The 21,818-nt window shown below is 67.4% G+C and carries 20 protein-coding genes; 9 read left to right on the forward strand and 11 right to left on the reverse strand.

What is annotated here, in order from left to right:
* Nucleotides 1-86: 86 nt before the first annotated feature.
* From LMJ29_RS09380 to paaX, 3 genes are all read right to left on the reverse strand, one after another.
* Nucleotides 87-620: a TRAP transporter small permease gene (locus LMJ29_RS09380; RefSeq protein WP_229605262.1), complete on the reverse strand. Its 534-nt coding sequence runs from the start codon at nucleotides 618-620 to the stop codon at nucleotides 87-89.
* Between the two features lie 6 nt (nucleotides 621-626).
* Nucleotides 627-1,652: a TRAP transporter substrate-binding protein gene (locus LMJ29_RS09385; RefSeq protein WP_229605263.1), complete on the reverse strand. Its 1,026-nt coding sequence runs from the start codon at nucleotides 1,650-1,652 to the stop codon at nucleotides 627-629.
* Nucleotides 1,653-1,968: 316 nt separating this feature from the next.
* Entirely contained in the window at nucleotides 1,969-2,892 is a 924-nt protein-coding gene (paaX, locus tag LMJ29_RS09390; protein ID WP_229605264.1) for a phenylacetic acid degradation operon negative regulatory protein PaaX, read from the reverse strand.
* Between the two features lie 214 nt (nucleotides 2,893-3,106).
* Here paaX and LMJ29_RS09395 point away from each other — a divergent pair, with 214 nt between their 5' ends.
* The 6 genes from LMJ29_RS09395 to LMJ29_RS09420 all read left to right on the forward strand — a co-directional run bounded on the left by LMJ29_RS09395 (nucleotide 3,107) and on the right by LMJ29_RS09420 (nucleotide 7,016).
* Nucleotides 3,107-4,249, forward strand: a complete 1,143-nt coding sequence (locus tag LMJ29_RS09395) for an amine dehydrogenase large subunit (protein ID WP_229605265.1) — start codon at nucleotides 3,107-3,109, stop codon at nucleotides 4,247-4,249.
* A 10-nt stretch (nucleotides 4,250-4,259) separates the two neighbouring features.
* Nucleotides 4,260-4,799: a MauE/DoxX family redox-associated membrane protein gene (locus LMJ29_RS09400; protein WP_229605266.1), complete on the forward strand. Its 540-nt coding sequence runs from the start codon at nucleotides 4,260-4,262 to the stop codon at nucleotides 4,797-4,799.
* 4 nt (nucleotides 4,800-4,803) lie between these two features.
* Nucleotides 4,804-5,409, forward strand: coding sequence for a methylamine dehydrogenase accessory protein MauD (gene mauD, locus LMJ29_RS09405; protein WP_229605267.1), 606 nt, complete (start codon nucleotides 4,804-4,806; stop codon nucleotides 5,407-5,409).
* A gap of 18 nt (nucleotides 5,410-5,427) precedes the next feature.
* A complete protein-coding gene (locus tag LMJ29_RS09410) occupies nucleotides 5,428-5,952 on the forward strand; it encodes a methylamine dehydrogenase light chain (RefSeq protein WP_229605268.1) in 525 nt (174 codons plus the stop codon).
* 14 nt (nucleotides 5,953-5,966) lie between these two features.
* Complete coding sequence (locus tag LMJ29_RS09415; RefSeq protein ID WP_229605269.1) at nucleotides 5,967-6,506, forward strand: cytochrome C; 540 nt, start codon at nucleotides 5,967-5,969, stop codon at nucleotides 6,504-6,506.
* Between the two features lie 261 nt (nucleotides 6,507-6,767).
* Nucleotides 6,768-7,016 (forward strand): DUF2790 domain-containing protein, encoded by a 249-nt coding sequence (locus LMJ29_RS09420; RefSeq protein ID WP_229605270.1) that lies wholly within the window; start codon nucleotides 6,768-6,770, stop codon nucleotides 7,014-7,016.
* A gap of 64 nt (nucleotides 7,017-7,080) precedes the next feature.
* Here the strand turns inward: LMJ29_RS09420 and peaD are convergent, their stop codons facing one another.
* The 4 genes from peaD to peaA form a co-directional block, all read right to left on the reverse strand.
* On the reverse strand, nucleotides 7,081-8,205 hold the full coding sequence (gene peaD, locus LMJ29_RS09425) for a quinohemoprotein amine dehydrogenase subunit beta (protein WP_229605271.1): 1,125 nt from the start codon (nucleotides 8,203-8,205) through the stop codon (nucleotides 7,081-7,083).
* Between the two features lie 28 nt (nucleotides 8,206-8,233).
* On the reverse strand, nucleotides 8,234-8,557 hold the full coding sequence (gene qhpC, locus LMJ29_RS09430; RefSeq protein ID WP_229605272.1) for a quinohemoprotein amine dehydrogenase subunit gamma: 324 nt from the start codon (nucleotides 8,555-8,557) through the stop codon (nucleotides 8,234-8,236).
* Nucleotide 8,558: 1 nt separating this feature from the next.
* Nucleotides 8,559-9,989, reverse strand: a complete 1,431-nt coding sequence (peaB, locus tag LMJ29_RS09435) for a quinohemoprotein amine dehydrogenase maturation protein (protein ID WP_229605273.1) — start codon at nucleotides 9,987-9,989, stop codon at nucleotides 8,559-8,561.
* Between the two features lie 70 nt (nucleotides 9,990-10,059).
* Nucleotides 10,060-11,634 (reverse strand): quinohemoprotein amine dehydrogenase subunit alpha, encoded by a 1,575-nt coding sequence (peaA, locus tag LMJ29_RS09440; RefSeq protein WP_229605274.1) that lies wholly within the window; start codon nucleotides 11,632-11,634, stop codon nucleotides 10,060-10,062.
* Nucleotides 11,635-12,032: 398 nt separating this feature from the next.
* Between peaA and LMJ29_RS09445 the strand changes: the two genes are divergently transcribed.
* The 3 genes from LMJ29_RS09445 (at nucleotide 12,033) to LMJ29_RS09455 (ending at nucleotide 15,525) form a co-directional block, all read left to right on the forward strand.
* On the forward strand, nucleotides 12,033-13,526 hold the full coding sequence (locus LMJ29_RS09445; RefSeq protein ID WP_229605275.1) for an aldehyde dehydrogenase family protein: 1,494 nt from the start codon (nucleotides 12,033-12,035) through the stop codon (nucleotides 13,524-13,526).
* Between the two features lie 735 nt (nucleotides 13,527-14,261).
* Nucleotides 14,262-14,588, forward strand: coding sequence for a helix-turn-helix domain-containing protein (locus LMJ29_RS09450; protein WP_229605276.1), 327 nt, complete (start codon nucleotides 14,262-14,264; stop codon nucleotides 14,586-14,588).
* A complete protein-coding gene (locus LMJ29_RS09455) occupies nucleotides 14,524-15,525 on the forward strand; it encodes a reverse transcriptase family protein (RefSeq protein ID WP_229605277.1) in 1,002 nt (333 codons plus the stop codon). Before LMJ29_RS09450 ends, LMJ29_RS09455 begins: the two co-directional genes overlap by 65 nt.
* A 110-nt stretch (nucleotides 15,526-15,635) precedes the next feature.
* Here the strand turns inward: LMJ29_RS09455 and qhpG are convergent, their stop codons facing one another.
* The 4 genes from qhpG to LMJ29_RS09475 are packed head-to-tail and all read right to left on the reverse strand — an operon-like array spanning nucleotide 15,636 to nucleotide 21,248.
* Nucleotides 15,636-16,952 (reverse strand): flavin-dependent monooxygenase QhpG, encoded by a 1,317-nt coding sequence (qhpG, locus tag LMJ29_RS09460; RefSeq protein WP_229605278.1) that lies wholly within the window; start codon nucleotides 16,950-16,952, stop codon nucleotides 15,636-15,638.
* The gene (gene qhpE, locus LMJ29_RS09465; RefSeq protein WP_229605279.1) at nucleotides 16,949-17,623 is read right to left on the reverse strand and encodes a subtilisin-like serine protease QhpE; all 675 of its coding nucleotides are present in this window, start codon (nucleotides 17,621-17,623) and stop codon (nucleotides 16,949-16,951) included. The genes qhpG and qhpE overlap by 4 nt, the downstream gene beginning before the upstream one ends.
* On the reverse strand, nucleotides 17,620-19,350 hold the full coding sequence (locus LMJ29_RS09470) for an ABC transporter ATP-binding protein (protein WP_229605280.1): 1,731 nt from the start codon (nucleotides 19,348-19,350) through the stop codon (nucleotides 17,620-17,622). Before LMJ29_RS09470 ends, qhpE begins: the two co-directional genes overlap by 4 nt.
* A 5-nt stretch (nucleotides 19,351-19,355) precedes the next feature.
* Nucleotides 19,356-21,248, reverse strand: coding sequence for a sigma-54-dependent Fis family transcriptional regulator (locus tag LMJ29_RS09475; protein ID WP_229605281.1), 1,893 nt, complete (start codon nucleotides 21,246-21,248; stop codon nucleotides 19,356-19,358).
* Nucleotides 21,249-21,818 lie beyond the last annotated feature (570 nt).

The following is a 21,818-nucleotide window of genomic DNA, read 5'->3' on the forward strand; positions in this document are numbered from 1 at the left end:
GACCAGCATGGTGATGCCGATGTGCACGCGCAGCACCAGCAGGGTCATGGTGATGGCCAGGGCGATCAGGCCGAGAGTCAGACCGCTCATGCGCGACCTCCGAGACGGGCGAGGATGTCGGCGATGCGCGCCAGCGAGCACAGCGCCAGAAGGACCAGGCTGGGGACGATCAGGGTCAGCGGAATCCACAGCGGGATCGACAGCAGGGTGGTGACGTCGCCGTATTCGTGGTTCTCCAGCACCTGCAGGCCGGTGCGCCAGGCCAGCAGCAGGGCGGCGAGGCCGCACAGCAGATGGGCGAACGCATCGAGCAGGGCCTGGGCGCGGGTGGGCAGCCAGGAGGTGAAGGCGTCGACCTTGATATGGGTGCCGCGCAGCTCGCACAGCGGCAGGAAGGCGGCGATGGCGATGGAGGCGCCGACCTCCATCAGCTCGATGTCGCCGCGGATCGGCATGGCGAACAGCTTGCGGCCGACGATGGAAACCAGGGACATGGCGATGAGCAGCAGCAGGACCCCGCCGCCCGCCAGGGCAAAGCCCTGGGTGACGGCGTACAGGGCACGGCGGCAGGCGCCGTGCTCCGTGGTCAGGCCGCTTTCGAAGGAAAGCGACTCTTTCATCGACAATTACCGGGTCTGGTCGCGGATGTCGCGGATGCCCTTGAGCAGCGGCTCGCCGTCCACGCCCTTGGCCGCCACTTCCTTCACCCAGTTGTGGGCCACCGGCTCGGCGGCCGCCTGCATCTGCCGGTAGGCCTCGGGCGTCAGGTTGACGATCTGCTCGTCCGGCGTGGCCTTGCGGGCGTTCTCCATCTCCTGGTCCCACACGGTGCTGATCAGCTCGTTGAGCGCCGGGCCGCTGTTGCGGTCGACGATCTCCTGCAGGTCCTTGGGCAGCTTGGCGTAGGTCTGCTGGTTCATCAGCATGGTCAGCACGGTGTTGGACAGCGAGGGAGCCCCCTGCGGCGCCTCGCTGTGATACTGGGTGACCTCGTTGATCTTCACGTCGCGCACGGTGTTCCAGGTGAACAGCACGCCGTCGATCACGCCCTTGGACAGCGCCTCGGTCATCTGCGCCGGCGGCATGCTCACCGGCGCGGCGCCGAGGGCGTCGACCAGCATCGCCGAGGCGCGGTTGGAGGCGCGCAGCTTCATGCCCTTGAGGTCGGCCAGGCTGGTGATCGGCTTGCTGCGCGAGTGGAAGCCCATGCCGCCGTCGCCGTGCATGGCCAGCACCTTGTAGTCCTTGAAGTCCTCCTTGGCGTACTGCTGGTAGAACTGCCAGATGATCGGGTTGCTGGCCTTGGCGCCGTAGGGCAGCTGGAACGGCTGCTCGATGGCCTCGATGCGCGGGAACTTGCCCGGCGAGTAGGACGGCGCGGTCCAGACGATATCGGCGACGCCGTTGCGCACCATATCGGCCAGCTTGGCCGGCGTGCCGCCCAGCTGCATGGACGGGTAGATCTGGCACTGCAGACGGCCGGCGGACTCCTCCTTGAGCTTGGCGCACCAGGGTTCGAAGATCAGCCGCTGTTGATGGGCGCTGGAGGGCAGGAAATGACCGAACTTGAGGGTGTAGGTGTCGGCGGCCTGGAGAGTGGTGGAGGCGCAGCCGAGGGCAGCGACCAGTGCGGCCAGCTTGAGGGGTTTCATGTGGGGCTCCCGGATTATTTTTGTATCAGCTTGCGAGGCTTTTGGGATGGCGGCGGCGGACCCGAAGGCCAACGACGATGCGCCGCACGCCTTGGAGCATACCTAAAAAGGGACACCAATCAACTACGACAAATACGCTTTCCGTATCTCTTTAGGCGAATGCACGCCTGAGCGAGCGGCGCCCCGGCCCGCCAGACGCCCCCGGACAGCAGCAAAGACCCGAGACAGAGCGGCCGGCAGGCGCGCGAGGGCCGCGCCGCCGGCCGACAACGCGATACAAAAATCATGAAGGAGGTAGAACCGAGGAATAAATGTTCTATTCCAGGCCGCCGAAACGCCGGTAGTAGCTCTCGCCGGCCTCCGGCAGCGGGCCGTCGGCGGTTTCCAGCAGGCGGCCCAGCCACTGTTCGGCCGGTGCGCAGACCAGGCGGTAGATGTTGCGGCACAGCTGGCGCGCGGCGCGCCCCTCCCAGTCGCCGGGGAGCAGCTCGTCGGGCAGCTGCGGGTCGCGCAGCAGCAGCTTGCGGTATTCGTGGATCAGCAGGGTGCGGGCCAGGAAGCAGTCCTGCGGGTCGAGCTGCGTCTGCTCGCGCAGCGCCTGCCAGAGCGGGCGGAACAGCTGGATGAACTCGCTGTAGTGCGCGCCGAGCACGTCGATCTTCCAGCTCTCCTTGACCTGCAGGCGCAGCGCGCGCGAAGCCAGCACCTCTTGGGCGGTGGTCTCGAACAGGATGGTGTCGTCCAGCGCCTCCAGCTCCTGCAGGGTCGCCGCCACGTCGGCGCGGTCGCAGCGCGGGCTGGCCAGCACGGTCGGCGCCAGCGCGCCGAAGCCCTGCCACTCCAGCTCCTCGCGCACCTGCTTGCGCTTGTCCGCCTCCAGCTGCGACAGCACCGCCAGGCACCAGGTGCCGTCCCAAGCCGGCACGCTGCTGCTGTAGATGCGCTTGAAGGCCTTCTCGAAGCGCCGGCGGCCGGCGCCGGTCAGGCTGTAGTAGCTGCGCCGGCCGACCTTGTCGGCCTTCAGCCAGCCGTCCTTGGTCAGGCGGAACACCGAGGTGCGGATCAGCCGCTGGTTGATGCCCATCGGCTCGAGCAGCTGGATCAGGCTGCCCAGCCACACGGCGCCGCCGTGCGGCTCGATGGCGTCGCCATAGACGGTGACGATCAGCGAGCTGGCGCGGATGGGGGTCTGTTCCTGGAAGCGCTTGATCAGGTTGGCCAGGGGAGCGAGGGCGGTCATGGGTCTGGGATGGGCCGAAAAATCGCGACTATACCTAGAGCATCCGCCCCCGCGCCACACTCCTCGCCGCGGCGCGACGGCGGGTCGTGGCACAGCGAGACAAGCGCTTGGCAGGCACAGCCATGCAGCCCATACGACGGGCCGGCAGACTCGGAGGCGCCAACCACCGCGCATAAAAACCAGCGGTCCAATACCCAGAACAGGGAGCCATCCCATGCGAACCACCCCCATCCTTGCGCGCACCGCCCTGGCGCTCGGTCTTGCCCTGAGCGGCGTCGCCCACGCCGAACTGCCGGTGGAGAAGGAAGGTCAGGTCACCCTGCCCTTCCCGCCCGAGCCGCACCGCGCCTACGTCGTCGACGTCGAGTTCATGAACATGATCGCCACCCGGGTGACCGTGGTCGACCCGGACAACAAGCGCATGCTCGGCATGCTCTCCACCGGCGGCATGGCGCCGATGGTTCCCTCGCGCGATCAGAAGACCCTCTTCACCGCCGACACCTACTGGTCGCGCTACGTGCGCGGCACGCGCACCGACATGCTGACCGCCTGGGACAGCTCGACCCTGTCGCCGCTCTGGGAAGTGGAAATCCCCGCCAAGCGCGCCAACAGCATCACCGAGCGCTACGCACTGAACACCAGCAGCGACGACCGCTTCGTCTACGTCTACAACTTCACCCCCGCCACCTCGGTCACCGTGGTCGACGTCAAGGCGCAGAAGGTGACCAGCGAGGTCGACATCAGCGGCTGCATCCTCAACTACCCGGTGGGCGCGCGGCGCTTCGCCTCGCTGTGCGGCAACGGCAGCCTGCAGGTGGTGACCCTCGACGACGCCGGCAAGGAAGTCTCCCGCCACCAGACGCCGATGTTCGATCCCAACCAGGTGAAGATGGTCGAGCGCGCCGTGGCCAAGGGCGAGACCTACTACTTCACCACCACCGAAGGCGTGATCCATCCGGTCGACCTGTCCGGCGACAAGCCCAAGTTCCTGCCGACCTGGTCGCTGGTCAGCGACGAGGAGAAGAAGGCCGGCTGGGCGCCCGGCGGCTGGCAGATGATGGCCCTGGCGCCCAAGCTCGATCGCCTCTACGTGCTGATGCACCCCGATCACAAGCCGATGAACTGGGAAGACCCGAGCAACACCATCTGGGTCTTTGATCTCAAGACCGGCAAGAAGACCGGCACCCTCGAGGCGCCAGGGCTGATGTGGAGCATGCACGCCACCAACGACGACGCCCCGCTGCTGCTCGCCGGCACCGTCACCGGCGATCTGGAGGTGTTCGACCTGAAGAGCGGCAAGCACACCGGCACCATGACCGGCATCGCCAAGACGCCGACCCAGGTGCTGAGCCACTGAGGAGGCCGCCATGCCGCTCGATCCCATCCTGATCCACGCCTGCGCCCTGGCGCTGGCGGCGATCCTCGCCACGGCGGCGACCCACAAGCTGCGCGCGCCGCGCTGGTTCGCCGCGCAGCTGGAAGCCTACGCCCTGCTGCCGCAGGCGCTGCTTGCGCCGGTCGCCCGCCTGCTGCCGCTGGTGGAAGGTGCCGTCGCCGTCGCCCTGCTGCTGCCGGCCAGCCGCAGCGCCGCGGCGCTGGCCGCCGCCGCGCTGCTGGCGGTCTACGCCGGCGCCATCGCCGTCAACCTGTGGCGCGGCCGCCGCGACATCGACTGCGGCTGCGCCGGCCCCGGCGAAAGCCAGCCGCTGCGCCCGGTACTGCTCTCGCGCAACGCCGCGCTGCTCGGCCTCGCCGTGCTCGCCGCGCTGCCGCCGCTGCCGCGCGCGCTCGGCCTGTTCGACGGCTTCGTCGCCCTCGCCGCCGCCGCGGTGCTCCTGCTGCTCTACGCGGCGGCCGACGGTCTGCTGACCAACGCCCCGCGCCTGCTCAAACTGACTGGAAGGTGAAACCATGGAAGCTCTGATCGTTTCCAATATTCTGCTGTGGGTCCTCCTCATCGCCCTGGCCTTCGTGCTGATGGGCCTGGTGCGCCAGATCGGCGTCCTGCACGGCCGCCTCGCGCCCGCCGGCGCGCTGATGATCGACAAGGGCGTGGCGGTCAACGAACCGGCGCCCAAGGTCACCGCCGCCGACCGCAACGGCCGTCCGGTGAACTTCGGCTATCCGTCCGACAAGGGCCAGCTGCTGTTCTTCCTCTCGCCGACCTGTCCGATCTGCAAGTCGCTGCTGCCGGCGGTCAAGGCCATCGGCAAGGCGCGCAAGGACCTCGAGGTGGTCTACGTCAGCGACGGCGACCTGGACGCCCAGGCCGCGCTGATCCGCGAGTTCGCCCTGGAGGACGCCAGCTACGTGGTCGGCCCGGAAGTCGGCATGACCTACCAGATCGGCAAGCTGCCCTACGCCGCGCTGATCGATGCCGCCGGCGTGCTGCGCGCCAAGGGCCTGGTCAACTCCCGCGAGCACCTGGACAGCCTGTTCGAGGCCGAGCGCATGGGCATCGCCTCGCTGCAGGACTACCTGCACAAACCCGACAACGCCGTGAAAATCCATCAATAAGGCCCGAGGAGAGTCATCATGAAACTGCTGGACCTGCTGTTCGAGCGCTCCGCCCGCCGGGTCGCCGACCTCACCTCGCGCCGCCAGGCCATCTCCCGCATCGGCTCCTGGATGGTGGCCGGCGCCGCCCTGCCGCTGCTGCTGCCCATCGACCGCGCCTCCAAGGCGCACGCCGGCGAAACCGGCGTGGCCGGCGATCCGGGCGATCCGAACAGCTGCGACTACTGGCGCTACTGCTCGGTGGACGGCTTCCTGTGCAACTGCTGCGGCGGCACCGCCACCAAGTGCCCGCCCGGCACCGAGGTGTCCCAGGTGACCTGGGTCGGCACCTGCCGCAACCCGGCCGACGGCGTCAACTACGTCATCTCCTACAACGACTGCTGCGGCAAGCACGCCTGCGGCCAGTGCGCCTGCACCCGCAACGACAGCGAGGAGCCGATGTACCGGCCGTTCAACAACAACGACGTCAACTGGTGCCTGGGCGCCAAGTCCAACAGCGTCTACAACTGCACCATCTCGGTGATCCGCGGCGTCGCCAAGTGAAGGAGGGAGCCGTCATGCGCCTGCTGACCCTCGCCGGACTTACCGCCGCGCTGTCTGCCGTGCTGGCGGCTCCTCCGGCCCTGGCCCGCGCCATTCCCGACCCGCACCAGAAGCCGGCACCGGGCAACGAGGCGCCGCAGACGCCGATCGCCCAGGCCGGCTACAGCGCGGCGACCAACTACCAGCTGCAGTGCCTGGGTTGTCACCTCAGCAGCGGCGAGGGCGCGCCGCGCACCGGCACGCCGAAGATGGTCGGCTTCGTCGGCAACTTCCTGCGCGTGGAAGGCGGCCGCGAGTTCCTGGTGCGCGTCCCCGGCGTTTCGGCGTCGGCGCTCAGCGACGCGCAGATCGCCGAGCTGCTCAACTGGATCCTCGATCCGCAGCACGGCATGGCCGGCGCCAGCACGCCGAGCGACTTCCGCCCCTACAACGCGGCGGAGATCGCCGAGGTGCGTCACCGCGCCCTCCTCAATCGCCCCGGCGTACGCGCCGGGCTGATCGCACGGATGCGCGAACAGGGCATCGCCATCGACGACGGCATGGGCCAGCCCTGAGCTGAGCCGTCGGCTCCTGCCTTCGGGCCGGCCACCGCCGGCCCGAGGCTCTTGCCGCACTTTCCCCTCCCCGGCCACCCGGCCGCTCAGCACCCGCCGTTATCAGCCCCCCGCCGGCTGCTCCCCATCGTTCCCTGCCACCGCCTTGTGCGGCCCCGCCGCGAACTAGAATTGCTCATTACAGCAAGCCACAGACTGCCCCGGAAACCGGCAGCCTGGCCACGGTAGGGAAATGTCCCATCGACGCCGGAGGTACCCGCCATGAAGATCCGCTTCGCCCTGCTCGCCCTGCTGGTCGCCGGCCCCGCACTGGCCGCCGACCCGCCGGAGGAGCGCTACACCTACGGCATGCCGCTGGACATCGAACGGGTGATCAGCATCGAGGAACCCGACGATACCTGCGGCGTGGTCGCCGCACGCCTGACCTACGCGGACTCGCAAGGCGAAATCCGCGTGCTCGACTACCGCAAGTGGAGCACCGCCTGCGGCATCACCGAAAGCAACTCCTGAGACGCAAACAGAAAGGCCGCACCCCGCCGGAGCGGGGTGCGGCCTCGGTTGCCTTCGGCCGGCTTTAGCGGGTGAACACCTGGGTGGTGGCGATCGCCATGTCGCCGCCGGGCAGCTCGATCTTGCCGAGCGGCGCCAGGCTGTCGGCCTCGAACACCGCCAGCTCGTTGTAGGTGCCGCCCAGGTAGACCTTGCTGCCGGCCTTGTTGAAGGCGATGCAGTAGTAGGAGTGATCCAGCTTGGCCGTCTTCAGCAGCTTCTGCTCCTTGATGTCGTACTTGGCCAGGCGGTTGAGCACGCCGAACATCTGGTTCGGATCCTTCGGCGAGCGCATGCCGGTGAAGTAGATCTCGGTCAGCGGGGCGAAGTCCTGCACCGTGGTCTTGCCGGTCTTCAGGTCGATGCTGAAGTAGCCGTAGACGAAGTCGGCGCTGGCCAGGTCCTGCTTGTCGTCCTTGAACTTCGCCGCGGTGTAGAGCATCGAGAAGTCGCGCAGATGGGTCTGCTGCGGCCAGGCGTAGAGCACGTCCGGCGGGCTGTACTGGGCGCGCTGCCAGTTGCGGCTGGCCAGCGCCACGTCGTATTTGCCGGTCTGCACGTCGAGCTTGTAGACGTCGGCGCCGGCCATGTACAGGCTGCCGTCGTCGCCGGCCTGCATGATCGAGATCTGCCGCGGCACCTCGAAGCTGCGCACCGGCTTGGCGTCCAGACCGGCGTCGGTGGCGTAGACCTGCAGACGCGGCGCCTTGACCACGTAGTGGTCGGTCTTCAGCTCCGTCGGGTTGGCGACGCTGTACAGCTCCTTGCCGTCCGGGCTCACCGCGATGGAAAAGATCGCCCGCGCCTTCTCGGTCGCGCTCTGCGCCAGGCGGGCGTGGAACACCGTGTTGCAGCTGTCCAGGTCGATGCCGTAGAGATCGCCGTAGTGGTTGTTGAGCACGTAGACGGTCTTGCGGTCGGGAGCGATCTGCGTGGTGCCCGGGCCGTAGGCGTCGGGCATCGTGCAGGTCTTGTAGACCTTGTCGCTGGCCAGGTCGACCACGTGCAGGTTGTTGGGATAGTTGGTGGCGATCAGGTACTCGTGGCCGGCCTTGAGTGCCGGGCCGGCCTCGCCGGCGGCGTGCGCCGGCAGGCCGAGGGCGAGACTGGCGATGGCGGCCGCCAGGCCGCCGATGGTGTGCAGCTTCATGTCGGTTCCCCTGTTGGTCTGCGGCCGTTCACTGGTCTTTCGGGAATACGGTGCCGAGGTTGCGCCAGTCCTCGGCCGAGGCCTGCGCGTCCTTGTTCCAGTCCGGGTAGGTACTCATCATGTCCGGCACCTGGGCAGGCCACCAGCACGGGTCCGAGCAGCCGTACAGGTCGGACTCCATCGGCTGGCACAGCGAGGCGACGCCGCCGAAGGCGTCCACTTCCCAGCCCGGGTCGGTGGTGGCGGTGCAGCCGGCCACGGCGCTCATGGCGATGACTTCCTCGACGCGATCCTCCGCGGCGGCCTGGTCGAGCAGCTGGGCTTTCTGGTTGAGCGGCTTGAGATGTTTCATGTCAGTGCGCCTTTCTCGGTGCAATGAAGCGGCTGAAGAAGGCCGGGTTGCCGGCCATGATCCGGTGGTAGACCTCGATGCCGAAGTCGACCCAGTCGCGCATCAGTTCGCAGTAGTGATAGGTGGGGTGGGCCGGGTCGCCGTAGCGGGCGTAGCTCTCGTGGTAGCAGCCGCCCGAGCAGAGGTTGCGGATGCGGCAGCTGTCGCAGCCGGTGCCGCTGCGGTCCAGGCGCTGGGAGAGGAAGTCGTTGAGCTCGGCCTGCTTCACCCCCTCGTGCACATTGCCGAAGGTCGGCAGGCTGGAGCCGGTGAAGCGGTGGCAGAGGTTCAGCTCGCCCTTGTGGTCGACCGCCAGCATCTTCAGCCCGGCGCCGCACGGCAGGGCCTTCTTCTGCCCCTCGTGGATGTCGGTGAGCAGCTGGTGCAGGTTGGAGAAGCCGATGTTGCGCCCGGCCAGCGCCTCGTCCAGATAGCGGCGGCCGAGCGCCTTCATGTTGGCGAACACCGCGGCCAGCTCTTCGCCACTGAGGTTGTAGTCGCTGACGTCGCCCGAGGTGACCGGCGCGAAGCCGACCTCGGCGAAACCCAGCTCGTTGAACAGGTGGTTCCAGATGGTCTCGACGTCGGTGACGCCGCAGGTCAGGGTCACCCGCGCGCCCACCGGGCGGCTGTCGTAGCGCGCCAGCAGCATGTCGACCTTCTTCCTCACCACGTCGTAGGTGCCCTGGCCGCCCACGGTGATGCGGTTGCGGTCGTGCACCGTCTTCGGCCCGTCGATGCTCACCGACAGGCCGAAGCGGTGGGCGTTCAGCCAGTCGACGATCTCCTCGGTGAGCAGCGTGGCGTTGGTGGTCATCACGAAGTCGACCGCCTTGCCGGCGGCGGCAAAACGCGCCTCGCACCACTCCACCATCGCCTCGATCAGCGGCCGGTTGGACAGCGGCTCGCCGCCGAAGAACACCACGGTGTAGCGCACCTCGTCCGGCGACTCCCTGAGCAGCATCTCCACCGACGCCTGGGCGGTGTCGAGCTGCATCTTCTTGCCGGCCGAGGGCTTGTCGAGATCTTCCTTGTAGCAGTAGGTGCAGCTCAGGTTGCAGCCGGTGTTGACGTTGAGCACCACGGTGTTCAGCGCGGTGCGCTCGACCCGGCGCACGGCGATCTCCGGGGTCAGCGGCGCACCGTCGCTGACCACCTCCAGCGCGATCAGCTCGCGCAGGGTCTCGTCGATCTCGTTGGCGGCGAAGCGCCCGGCCAGGCGCTGCGCCAGTGCCTCGGGCGAGCAGCCCGCGCCGCGCAGCGCGTCGATGATCCCGCCGGTGAGTGCGTCGGCGGCGAACAGCGAGCTGCTCGGGATATGGAACAGCAGACGGTCGTCGTTGACCTGCACCTCGTGCAGGTTGCGCTCGACCAGATTCAAGATTGCGCCCATGGCGACCTCCGGATTCGTTGCCCTCGTCGTTGCCCTGCGGGCGGGGCCTACCCCGCCCGGCGTCGAGCGATTACGGCAACGGCGGGTTGTTCCAGCGCTGCACGGTGACGATCAGCTGGCCCTCGCCCTTGAGCGGCTGGTCGCCGTCCTTGAGCTCGGCGATCACCTTGAGGTTGCCGGCGTTGTTGGTGGACATCTTGCGCGCCGGGTTGGGACCGGCGTCGCCCGGCACGAACACGCCGTCGGCCTGCATGGTGCCGGCGTACTTGACGTCCTCGTCCTCCACCGCCTGCTCGTTGAACGCCGCCACCGACCACTGCGCCGGCAGGTAGCCGATGCGGAAGGCCTTGCCGGCAGCGTCCTGGCCCCAGGCCTCGGCGTCGAAGCGGCCCTGCACCTTGGGCGTCGAGCCGCCGTTGTCGCCGATGCGGGCGATGGAGAACGCCGGCACCACCTTGACCTCGCTGACGCTGCCGTACACCGCCAGGTTCGCGCCCTTCAGCTCGCCGAGCGCCACCGCGCGGCTGCCGGCGGCGGCATCGGCGGAGGCGCGGACCTTGACCCGCACGCGCTCGGGGCTCTGCTCCAGCACCTTGACCACCTCGACGCCCGGACCGAAGTCCGGCTGGCCGGAGAGGTCGCTGCCCACCAGGGTCAGCTCGGCCTCGCTGCCGGCCTTCAGGTAAGCCGGCTGCACGGCGAGCAGGCGCGGCGTGCCGGCCTTGGCGGCGACGAAGTCGAGGCCGCGCTCGTCGTGCTCGGTCTCGAACATGCGCCCGCGCATCTCGCCGTTCAGCGCGCTGAACACCTGACGCATGGCCACCTCGCCGATCTTCAGGTTGCCGCGCCACTCGTAGCCGTTGTAGAGGATCGCCGAGCCGCTGCCCTTGAGCGGGGTGCCGTCGGCGTACTGGCCATCGACGCTGACCTTGAAGCTGTCGCCCTCACCGGCGCTCACCGTCATCACCCCGCGCAGGTCGCCCTTGGCCGGCAGGTGGCCGCTGAAGCTCCACTGCCCCGGCAGCGCGGCGGCCGTCGGCCGGGCCTTCTGCCAGTCGCTCCAGGCCGGGTTGTCCAGCGGATACTGGCTGGCCAGCTTCGGCACCACCTCGTTCAGGGCGGTCGGCAGCCAGTCGCGGTCGCGCGACTGCGCCTGGAACTCCAGCGACGGCCACTGGCCGAGGTGGAAGTTGACCAGGTGCTCCCACTCCTTGACCGGCCGGCGCTGCAACGCCACCCGCGCCCCGGAGTGGCAGCGCGCGCACATCTGGGTGGTCTGCTCGTCGAACTGCTCCACGGTGTTCAGCCGGCGCTCCATGGCGTAGCGCACGCCCTCGGTCTCGCTCGGCGCCAGGCCCTGGCGGTCGGCCAGGTACTTGACCAGGGTACGGCGGTCGGCGTCGTCGATCTGCACGCCGTGCATCACCTGCATGCGCGCGATGCTCATCAGCCAGCCTTCCGGCGTCTTGCGCTGGTGGCTGATGCGGCTGAACTGCCCGTCGCCTTCCTTCATATGGCAGGCCGCACAGGTCTCGCCCAGGACCTGCTCGGCCGTACGCCCGGCCGCCAGCGCCGGCTGCGCCAGGCTGGCGAGCGCCGCCGCCAGGCTGGCGGCCCCGACGTAGTCGCGAAGTCTTGTCATCATGGAATTCGGCTCTCCTCGCTGTTGTTCTGATCGGCATCGCGGCACGGCGGATGCGCCCTGGCCTGCAGCGATACACATTGCGTGCCATTCATCGGAAAGCCCTTTGAAAACAACGAGATGACCGGGATTCCCGGGGCCGACGGAGGGTGCGCCGAACGGTCGCGGCGTCACATTTCGAGACAGCGGTTGCAATCTGAGACAGCCGCGATACGCAGCGCCACGCGGCCGACGACGCCTGTCGCAGCCCCGCGCCGCGGCGTCTCAAACTGCGACAGGGGCCATCGCCGGCATGGCCGGGATTATTGAAAAAACCCTTTTATTTCAGTCACTTGAATAAAAATGCCAAATTGGCACGGCGGTTGAACCGGGATGGGGCAAACAATCCGAGAGGTCATCCCATGTCCACTTCCCTGCCCATCCATCCCCAAACCCGCGCCTTCCTCGACCGTCCGCAGCAGATGCTGATCGGCGCCGCCTGGGTCGACGCCGTCGCCGGCGCGCGCATGCCGGTGTACAACCCGGCCAGCGGCGAGCCGCTGTGCCAGGTGCCGGCCGGCGGCGCCGAGGACATCGAGCTGGCCGTGCAGGCCGCCCGCCGCGCCTTCGACGACTCGCCGTGGAGCCGCATGCGCCCGCGCGAGCGGCAGAACCTCTTGTGGCGCCTGGCCGAGCTGATGGAGCGCGACGCCCAGGTGCTCGCCGAGCTGGAGTGCCTGAACAACGGCAAGAGCGCCGCGGTGGCGCGGGTGATGGACGTGCAGCTGGCCATCGATTTTTTGCGCTACATGGCCGGCTGGGCGACCAAGATCGAGGGCAGCACGGTCGACGTGTCGATGCCGCTGATGCCGGGTGACGAGTTCCACGGCTATATACGCCGCGAGGCGGTCGGCGTGGTCGGCGCCATCGTGGCGTGGAACTTCCCGCTGCTCTTGGCCTGCTGGAAGCTCGGCCCGGCGCTGGCCACCGGCTGCACCGTGGTGCTCAAGCCGGCCGACGAGACGCCGCTGTCGGCCTTCAAGCTGGCCGAACTGGTACTGGAAGCCGGCTACCCGGCCGGGGTGTTCAACGTGGTCAGCGGTACCGGCGCGCAGGCCGGCGCCGCACTGACCCGCCATCCGGGCGTCGACAAGCTGACCTTCACCGGCTCCACCGAGGTCGGCAAGCAGATCGGCAAGGCGGCCATGGACAGCATGACCCGGGTGACCCTGGAGCTGGGCGGCAAGTCGCCGACCATCGTGCTGGCCGACGCCGACCTCCAGCAGGCCGCCGCCGGCGCCGCCGGCGCGATCTTCTTCAACCAGGGCCAGGTGTGCTGCGCCGGCTCGCGCCTGTACGTGCAGCGCAAGCACTTCGACAACGTCGTGGCCGACATCGCCGGCATCGCCAACGGCATGAAGCTCGGCAACGGCCTGGACGCCAGCGTCGACATGGGCCCCTTGATCTCGGCCCGCCAGCAGCAGCGCGTGCACAACTACATCCAGCTCGGCCGCGAACTGGGCGCCACCGTCGCCTGCGGCGGCGAGCGCTTCGGCCCGGGCTACTTCGTGCAGCCGACGGTGATCGTCGACGTCGACCAGCAGCACCGCCTGGTGCAGGAGGAGATCTTCGGCCCGGTGCTGGTGGCGATGCCTTTCGACGAGATCGACGAGGTGGTCAAGCTGGCCAACGACAACCCCTACGGCCTGGGCGCCAGCATCTGGTCCAACGACCTGGCCGCCGTGCACCGCCTGGTGCCGCGCATCAAGTCCGGCTCGGTATGGGTCAACTGCCACAGCGCCCTCGACCCGGCGCTGCCGTTCGGCGGCTACAAGATGTCCGGCCTCGGCCGCGAGATGGGCGCCGCGGCCATCGAGCACTACACCGAGCTGAAGTCGGTGCTGATCAGGCTCTGACCACGCGCACCCGGCAGCAGTTACTTACCCTCACCGGACCTCCCGCGGCAACGGGCGGTCCGGCTTTTTTATGCTTTGTAGCTCTACAGTCCATAAAATTTACCTACCACAGAAGATTACCAAAAATATTTTCAACCTTTTGATTTTATTGATTTTTTCAAAAAAAACAGACACGTAAATACAGAAATTTTTTCGCTGACAGCGAAATTTGTTTGACAGGAGCGAACAAATTGACGATATTTGATTCGCGGACGGTGATTCAATCTCGTTGCTGTTAGTGCATTGCACTGTGGAGACCCCTGGTCTCTGTCCCTTGGTCGCACAGAGGGCCGCGTGCGTCGCGTTATGCATGTACGCCACCTCGCGACATAAGCGGCTTCGTCGAGAGACGAAGCCGGTGTCTTCGGAGGGGGAAAAGCACTGCTCAACCCGTTTCACTTTTTCTGTCAGGTTTATGGTCGAGAGGCACGCATCAGCGTGTCATAAACTTGATAGGAGCAGTAAAAATGCAAAAAAGTGAAGAAAAAACCGCAGAGCAGTGTCTGGTTTGTGAGGGTAAGAAGAAGAAGTGGAGCGTGGCAAAGGTTTTCAGCGCTTGTTTTCAAGCAGTTCGGTTCTTCGTGAACCTGTTCAGCTTGATTGACAAGTACTGGCCCCAAATCATGAGCCTCTTCGGATTCGGCCCCGAGTAGACCTACCCCACTGGTGTCACACCTGCTTACTTTAGGTTTATATATGCTAAATCAAGCCCTCAGACTGATTCGTACATTCTACGACGTCTCACAGTCAGAACTATCGGCCAGCTTGGGAATTTCAAACTCATACCTATCAGAGATTGAGTCTGGAAAAAAACAGCCCACAATAGAAATACTGAAAAAGTATAGCGAACAGTTCGAAATACCACTATCCTCCATCATGTTCTTCTCTGAAACCCTGGATAGCAATAAACCAAGCGACAAAATCAGGCTACATGTAGCAAAAAAAATAGTCTCAATCCTTGAATGGAATCAAAGCAGAAATGAGGCAGCCAAAAACTTCAGCAGGAAGTCGAAGAACATCTAAACTATACCCAATAAACCAATGCGCACTATACAAGCTAACATCACCAAAGAAGCTTTGCGAAGCATTAAAAATCGAAAAAAGCTTACTGTCGGACGTACTTGAAAGTGATGAAAACTACAGAGAGTTCACACTACTTGAAGAAGTCGACCCATTCTCTCGAAAGATAAAGAAGAAAAGACTTGTCCAGACACCAAACAAAAAGCTTAGAAATATCCACGAGCGGATACTTCAGCTATTGCAACGAATAGAATACCCTGATTATTCGCATGCCGGCGTGAAGAAACGCTCCTACCGCTCCAACGCTTTAGTCCACGTAAACTCTAAAACCATAGCCACCTTTGACTTAAAAGGCTTCTATGGTGCGGTTAAGTCATATCACGTAAATACTTTCTTTTCCGAGCAACTGAACTGTGTAGGCGACGTAGCTGGAATATTGACCAAGCTAACAACATTCAGAAACTGTGTTCCAACGGGCAGCCCGCTCAGCGCCCTTCTAGCGCTGTTCACCTCGAAGCCCATGTTCGATGACTTAGATGCGCTAGCAAAAAAGCATAAATTAAAATTTACCTGTTACGTGGACGACCTCACTTTTTCAGGAGATAGTATTCCCTCTTCTCTTGAGAGAGATGTTAGCTCCATTGTGCGAAAGCATGGACACAGCCTCTCCATAAACAAGACCAAAATTTACCGCGAGAACCAACCAAAGCATGTGACCGGAACCGTAATCCTAAACAACCGCATCCATGTCCCCCACACTCGACTACTTGCTGCACGAAGACTTCAATCGGCCATTAACGGTGAGATCGAGAGCTTTGGGTTCACGGAAGAGAAACTAATACAGAAGCTTGCCGGAATGCTGAACGAAGCGTCCTATCTTGACGTTAGATTCAAGTACAAGGCGCTAACAGCAAAAGCCATGCTAAAGAGCGCAAAATAGAATTAGCCGCCTGTGGCGAACCCTTTGCTCTCGTCAAGCATTTATTGATGCACTCAACCATCAAGCTGCTCCACGGCCCCTAGATTACGCCAGCCCCGGTCGTTGCTCTTCTATGGACCCGCATACCCCTGGCTGCTCAACCACCCCCGCAGCATCGCCCGCTGCGGCCCGGGCAGGTCGGCGGCCATGTGCTCGAAAGACTCGCCGGCCTGCAGGCGGCGCAGGCGCGGTGCCAGTTCGATGCCCTGCAGGTGCCAGATGCCCAGCGGCTGGTCGGCGCTGACCACCACCTCGGCTTCGTCGATCAGGTTGTCCCGCAGCACCGGCGCGCGCTCCACCCGCAGGCTGGCGAAGTCGGCTGGTGCATGCAGCGGCTCGCTATCCGGCCAGGCGCGCCGCGCCGCCCAGAACGGCTGCTGCGCCCAGCGCTGCTCCAGCGCGTAGAAGTCGCGGCCGGTGCGCGCGAAGCGCAGGAACAGCTGCTCGATGCGGCGCTGGTGGAAGCCCAGCGCCAGCTCGGTGCGTTCGGGACGGGTGAGCAGGGTGTTGATCACCGCCGGCGCCTGCAGCGCCGAGGACAGCGCCTGGAAGATGCCGTTGCCGGACAGCGGATCGACCGCCATGGCCGCATCGCCCACCCGCAGCCAGTTGGCCCCGCCGCTCTCCAGGGCGAGGATCGCCGTGCTGCTGCGCGCGTGCAGGGCGGCCGGCTGCAGCGCCGCGGCGCCGAACAGCTCGGCGACCCGCGCCGATTGCGCACGGCGCGCCGCGCAGTACGCGGGCAGCTCGTCGCGCGCCGGCAGCGCACCGCTGGCCGCGTCCAGGGTGATCTGCCAGTAGCAACGGCCGTCGGCCAGCCGCGCCATCCACGCCCAGCCGTCCTCCAGGCTCTCCACCGCCGAGCCGCCGCGGCCCGGCTCCTCCTGCCACTGGTTGAGCAGGCTCACCGTTTCCGGCCCGCGCAGGCGCCCACTGCTGAGCGGTGCCTGACGGCCGCGCGCCTCGACCAGGAACTGCGCCGGCAGTTGCTGCTCGCCGTCGGCACCGTCGAGCAGCAGGCGATGGCCGTGGCCGTCGCTGCGTACCTCGCGCACCCGGGCCTCGCGCAGCCCTACCCCGGCGGCGCGCAGGTCCTCGCGCAGCGCGGCGTCGAAGCGCGGGCGGTCGAGGAGAAATTCCTGGTTGAGCGCGCTCTCCGTGCCGTTCCACAGCACCCGCCGCGGCGAGGCCAGGTCGGCGCTGGCCAGCGCGCGGGTCAGGCCGGCCTGGCCCAGGCCGTCGAGCACCCGCGCCGAGACGCCCTCCACCGCGGCGAAGCGCCGCCACTCGCTGATCACCACCACCTCGTAGCCGAGCCGGCGCAGGCCGATGGCCACCGCCACGCCGGCCGGGCCGGCGCCGAGCACCGCGATCCTCGGTGCCTTCATGGCTGCCTCCCGCGCCGCTCCGGGCCGAGGAATGCCGCACCGCAGCGCAGGTGATCGAGCAGCGCCGCACGGTCGCTGCCCGGATGCTGGTGCAGGTAGCGGGCGATCTGCCCGCTCAGGGTGGCGCAGGCGAGACTGGAGCCGGCGAGGCCCCCGGCGCTCACCGGCGCGCCGAAGTCGGCCTGGGCGCTGCCCAGCCACGACCACTGCCCCGCCGCGCAACGCGCATCGCCGGTGATGCGCAGCACGCCCGGATAGCTGGCCGGATACACCGCCTCGCCCTGCGCCGGGCTGGAGGCGCAGAGCAGCACGCCGGCGGCCAGCGCGCGCTCGCAGGCTTCGCGCAGCAGCGGACGGTCGTGGCGCAGGCCGAGGCTCAGGTTGATCAACACCACGCCCTGCTCGATCAGCCAGTGCACCGCCGCGGCGACCTGCAGCGGGCTGGTCTGCCAGCGTTCGCTGAACACCTGAGCGACGCAGCCGCGCACGACGCCCGGCTCGAGCGCCAGCGCCTCGAGCACCGCGCTGCCGTGACCGAGACGGTCGGTCTGCGCCGCGTCCTCCTGCAGCTCGTCCCCGATCAGATAGAAACCCCGCGCCGCCCGCACCAGGGCGCTCTGGTGCGGCGCGTGGCCGCTGTCGACCACGCCGATCAACAATTCGCCACTCATGTCCCCACCTCCCGCAGCGCGCGCTCGCGCAGCTGGCCGTCGGCCAGTTCGAGGTGCAGGTCGACGGCGGCCAGGGTCGAGGCGCGGTGGCTGATCAGGATGCGCGTGCGGCCGGCGAACAGCCGGTCGACGGCGGCGATCACCTCGCGCTCGGTGGCCTCGTCGACCGCCGAGGTGGCCTCGTCGAGCACCAGGATGCGCGGCTCCTGGAGCAGCGCGCGGGCGATGGCGATGCGCTGCTTCTGGCCGCCGGAGAGCTGCTGGCCGCGCTCGCCGAGCGGGCTGTCGAGGCCCTGCGGCAGGCTGGCGACCAGTTCGTCGAGGCGCGCCAGCTGCGCCACCCGCTCGATCTCGGCGCGGCTGGCGTCAGGCGCGGCGTAGGCCAGGTTGTCGGCCAAGCTGCCGCGAAACAGCACGATGTCCTGACTGACCACGGCGATGGCGCGGCGCAGCTCGCCCAGCTCCAACTCGCGCAGGTCGACGCCGTCGAGCAGGATGCGGCCGCGCTCGGGATCGTGGAAGCGCTGCAGCAGATCGATCAGGGTCGACTTGCCGACCCCGGAGGGGCCGCTCAGAGCCACCTTCGTCCCGCCCGGCAGACAGGTACTGGCGCCGCGCATCAGCGCGTCCTGGCGACCCTCGTGGCGGAACCACAGCTCCTCCAGACGCAGCTCGCCGGGCCCCGCCGGCAGCGGCCGTGGGCTGACCGGCGCGGCGATGGCCGAGGGTTCGGCGCGCAGCTCCATGACCCGGCCGAGGCTGACGGTCATCCGCTGCAGCGCCACGTACAGGCCGAGCAGGCTCTGCACCGGGCCCACCGCCATGCCCAGGTAGGTGGAGAAGGCGATCAGCGCGCCGAGCTGCCAGGTGCCCTGCACCACCCAGTAGCCGCCGACGATGAAGGCGGCGGCGCGCGACAGCGAGGTCAGCGTGCCGGGCACCGCGTGGGTGAAGAATTCGGTGACCTGCAGGCGCAGCAGCTGGCTCATGTAGCCCGCCCCGAGGCGCTCCAGGCGCTGCGCCTCGCGCTCCTGCTGGCCGGCGGCCTGGATGAACTTCATCGCCGGCAGGGTCTCGACCAGGAACGAGGAGACGTCCGCCGAACGCTCGCGCAGCGCGCGGCTGTGGCGCTCGACCTTGCGGCGCATCCAGCGCAGCCAGAGCACCTCCAGCGGCACCAGCACGGCGAGCAGCAGCGACAGCTGCCAGGACAGCGCCAGCATCAGCGCCACCGCGCCGAGCAGGCCGATCACGCTGGAGACCGCGGAGAACAGCGCGTCGACGGCGAAGCGCTGGATCTCGGCGACGTCGCCGTCCAGCCGCGACAGCAGGTCGCCGATCCGTCTGCGCGCGTAGAAGCTCGGCGGCAGGCTCTGCAGGTGGCGATACAGGGCGTCGCGCAGGGCGAACAGGATGCGCCCGGACAGGCGGGTGTGCAGGTAGCGGTTTATCCCGCCGAGCAGGGTGCCGAACACACCGACCGCGATCATCGCCACGGCGACCTGCAGCAGGCGGTCGAAGTCGCGCGCGAGCAGGCCCTCGTCGATCAGCGTCTTGGTCAGCCAGGGCTGCGCCAGCACCAAGAGCGAGGCGCACAGCGACAGGCCGAGCAACCCGGCGATGGCGCGCCCGTGCGGGCGCACGAAGCCGTACAGCCAGCGCAGCGAGCGCTCCAGCAGCGGCCGGTCGGAGCTGTCGATCAGGCGGACCAGCAGACGCAGCAGCATGCCGGTCAACCGCGCAGCTGCTTGAGCTTGCGGTACAGGGTCGCGCGGCTGATGCCCAGCGCCTCGGCGGCGGCGGAGACGTTGCCCTGCTGGCGGTCGAGGGTGTCGCGGATCAGCTTCAGCTCGTTCTCGCGGATGCTGCTGGCCTGGCGGGTGCTGGCGGTCAGCTCGTCGAGCAGGCTGTCGCTCAGGTGGTCGAGGCCGAGCAGGCTCTCGTCGCCCTCGCGCATGGCCAGCGCGGCGCGCAGCGCCATCTCCAGCTGGCGGATGTTGCCCGGCCAGTCGTACTGGCCGAACAGCTCGGCCAGATCGGCGTCCAGACGCACCTGCGGCGCGCCGAGCTTGGCCAGCAGGCGCGCGATCAAAGCGCTGAGGTCGTCGCGCTCGCGCAGCGCCGGCAAGCGCAGGCTGATGCCGTTGATGCGGTAGTAGAGGTCCTCGCGGAAGCCCTTGTCCTGCACCTGGGCGCGCAGGTCGCGGTGGGTGGCGCAGACGATCGCCACGTCGATGTCCTGCTCGGCGCCGCCGCCCAGCGGCAGCACCTTGCGCTCCTGCAGCACGCGCAACAGGCGCGCCTGCAGGGTCAGCGGCATGTCGCCGATCTCGTCGAGGAACAGCGTGCCGCCGTTGGCCTGCTGCAGGCGGCCGACCATGCCGCCCTTGCGCGAGCCGGTGAAGGCGCCCTCGCGGTAGCCGAACAGTTCGGACTCGATCAGGCCCTCGGGGATCGCCGCGCAGTTGACCGCGACGAACGGCTTGTCGGCGCGTGCACTGGCCTGGTGCAGCGCTTGGGCGACCACCTCCTTGCCGGTGCCGGTTTCGCCCAGCAGCAGCACCGGCAGACCGCCGGCCAGGCCCTGGCGGGCCATGCGCAGGGCGCGGGCCAGGCGCGGATCGTCGCCGGCCAGCGAATCCAGGCAGTCGGCGCGCGGCGGCGTCGGCCGCGCGCCCGTCCACAGGCCGGCGCCGGCGGCGGCCGGCAGCTGCAGGGTGCGGCAGCAGAACTCGCCGCGCGCGGTCTGCACGCTGAGCGGAGCGCCCTGCTGCAGGCGGCGCAGCAGGTTCTGGCTGTCGCCGCCGAGCAGCTCGGCGCAGCGCCGGCCGAGCAGCAGCTCGCGCGGCAGCTCGAGCAGCGCGCAGGCCTGGTCGTTGGCGGCCAGCAGCGCGCCGTCCAGGTCGAGGGCCAGCAGGCCCTGCCAGGGCGAGTCGAGGTATTGGCGGCGGCAGTGGAAGGCCACTACCAGATGCTCGGGATGCAGGGCGGCGAACAGCCGGCTCTCGATCTGGCTGGCGGCCAGCATCAGGGTCGCCAGGTTGTCCTGCGGCTGCGCCAGCAGGCCGACGCGGGTCAGGTCGAGCACGCCGACCACGCTGCCGCGCGGGTCGCGGATCGGCACCGAGGTGCAGGAAAACTGGCTGAGGCGGTCGAGGTAGTGCTCGCCGCAGTCGATCAGCGTGGGACGCGCCTCGACCAGCGCGGTGCCCAGGGCGTTGGTGCCGCGCAGCGCCTCGCTCCAGCAGCTGCCGACGCGCAGGTCGTGCAGGCCGAAGCGCGCCAACTGGGCGGTCTGCCCCTCGATGGCCAGCACGCGCGCCTCGCTGTCGCCGAGGATGATCAGCCCGCTGTCGCCGAGCTGGCGGGTCAGGTAGTCGAGCTGCGGGGTGGCGGCGTCGAGCAGCAGGCGGTTGAGGGCGAGCACCTGCTCGGCGTCGGGCGCGGCGTCGCTGGCCAGCGCCGGCTCGTCGCAACTCACCCCGAAGTCGAGGCTGCGCCGCCATGAGGCGTCGATCTCGGCACGCAGGACGCCTTCGGGCAGGCGCCCGCCGGACCGCAAGGCCTGGCGAATCCTGCGCGAAGCCCCGATGAAGTCTTCTGTTGTTCTTGTCGACAGGGCCATGGGTACTCCAGCGAATCACGACTCGGAAGCTCGCCCCGGCGCGCGCCGGAGTGGGTAGAAATCACCCCTTCGGCGCACGCGGCGTGGCCGGGGGAAACCGTTGCCCGGGGCGGCGGATCGCCGTCGTTCAAGTCGTTTCGTCCGCCGCGCCCGGCCGACCAGGGTCGAAAACGCGCGACAGACGAGCAGGCAGGATTGCATGGCGCCCTGTTGACGTAAAGGTCAACCAGAGAGTCGCCCGGGCTCGGCTTTATCTCAGCAAGTTCCGCGCCAGCCATGCCGGCGTCGCCTATCAGAGGGCTGTCCTGTCCGCGCCGCTGGTGATACCCCGCTGAATGAGCGCGATTTGCCGTTTCTTGCAGCAAATCACAGCCCCCGGCTCCTACCCGGGCGGTTTGTTGACCCGGCGCAGGATTATTAAAATGCCAGCATTGAACGCCGCCGCGCGCTCCGGCACCTTGCCGCTTTCGCCAATCCATGGATGGAGGCCAAGGCATGCTGGATGCCAATCAGGCGCATATTGTGCTGGCCATCGACGGCGTCGACACCGACCTGCAGGTGCTCGCCTTC

The organism is Pseudomonas oryzagri, assembly GCF_020831405.1.
Classification (GTDB): Bacteria; Pseudomonadota; Gammaproteobacteria; order Pseudomonadales; family Pseudomonadaceae; genus Geopseudomonas; species Geopseudomonas oryzagri.

Excerpts from the sequence above, each read along its gene's own strand:
- LMJ29_RS09380 (WP_229605262.1), bottom strand. The coding sequence starts at position 620 with ATGAAAGAGTCGCTTTCCTTCGAAAGCGGCCTGACCACGGAGCACGGC.
- LMJ29_RS09385 (WP_229605263.1), bottom strand. The coding sequence starts at position 1,652 with ATGAAACCCCTCAAGCTGGCCGCACTGGTCGCTGCCCTCGGCTGCGCC.
- paaX (WP_229605264.1), bottom strand. The coding sequence starts at position 2,892 with ATGACCGCCCTCGCTCCCCTGGCCAACCTGATCAAGCGCTTCCAGGAA.
- LMJ29_RS09395 (WP_229605265.1), top strand. The coding sequence starts at position 3,107 with ATGCGAACCACCCCCATCCTTGCGCGCACCGCCCTGGCGCTCGGTCTT.
- LMJ29_RS09400 (WP_229605266.1), top strand. The coding sequence starts at position 4,260 with ATGCCGCTCGATCCCATCCTGATCCACGCCTGCGCCCTGGCGCTGGCG.
- mauD (WP_229605267.1), top strand. The coding sequence starts at position 4,804 with ATGGAAGCTCTGATCGTTTCCAATATTCTGCTGTGGGTCCTCCTCATC.
- LMJ29_RS09410 (WP_229605268.1), top strand. The coding sequence starts at position 5,428 with ATGAAACTGCTGGACCTGCTGTTCGAGCGCTCCGCCCGCCGGGTCGCC.
- LMJ29_RS09415 (WP_229605269.1), top strand. The coding sequence starts at position 5,967 with ATGCGCCTGCTGACCCTCGCCGGACTTACCGCCGCGCTGTCTGCCGTG.
- LMJ29_RS09420 (WP_229605270.1), top strand. The coding sequence starts at position 6,768 with ATGAAGATCCGCTTCGCCCTGCTCGCCCTGCTGGTCGCCGGCCCCGCA.
- peaD (WP_229605271.1), bottom strand. The coding sequence starts at position 8,205 with ATGAAGCTGCACACCATCGGCGGCCTGGCGGCCGCCATCGCCAGTCTC.
- qhpC (WP_229605272.1), bottom strand. The coding sequence starts at position 8,557 with ATGAAACATCTCAAGCCGCTCAACCAGAAAGCCCAGCTGCTCGACCAG.
- peaB (WP_229605273.1), bottom strand. The coding sequence starts at position 9,989 with ATGGGCGCAATCTTGAATCTGGTCGAGCGCAACCTGCACGAGGTGCAG.
- peaA (WP_229605274.1), bottom strand. The coding sequence starts at position 11,634 with ATGATGACAAGACTTCGCGACTACGTCGGGGCCGCCAGCCTGGCGGCG.
- LMJ29_RS09445 (WP_229605275.1), top strand. The coding sequence starts at position 12,033 with ATGTCCACTTCCCTGCCCATCCATCCCCAAACCCGCGCCTTCCTCGAC.
- LMJ29_RS09450 (WP_229605276.1), top strand. The coding sequence starts at position 14,262 with ATGCTAAATCAAGCCCTCAGACTGATTCGTACATTCTACGACGTCTCA.
- qhpG (WP_229605278.1), bottom strand. The coding sequence starts at position 16,952 with ATGAAGGCACCGAGGATCGCGGTGCTCGGCGCCGGCCCGGCCGGCGTG.
- qhpE (WP_229605279.1), bottom strand. The coding sequence starts at position 17,623 with ATGAGTGGCGAATTGTTGATCGGCGTGGTCGACAGCGGCCACGCGCCG.
- LMJ29_RS09470 (WP_229605280.1), bottom strand. The coding sequence starts at position 19,350 with ATGCTGCTGCGTCTGCTGGTCCGCCTGATCGACAGCTCCGACCGGCCG.
- LMJ29_RS09475 (WP_229605281.1), bottom strand. The coding sequence starts at position 21,248 with ATGGCCCTGTCGACAAGAACAACAGAAGACTTCATCGGGGCTTCGCGC.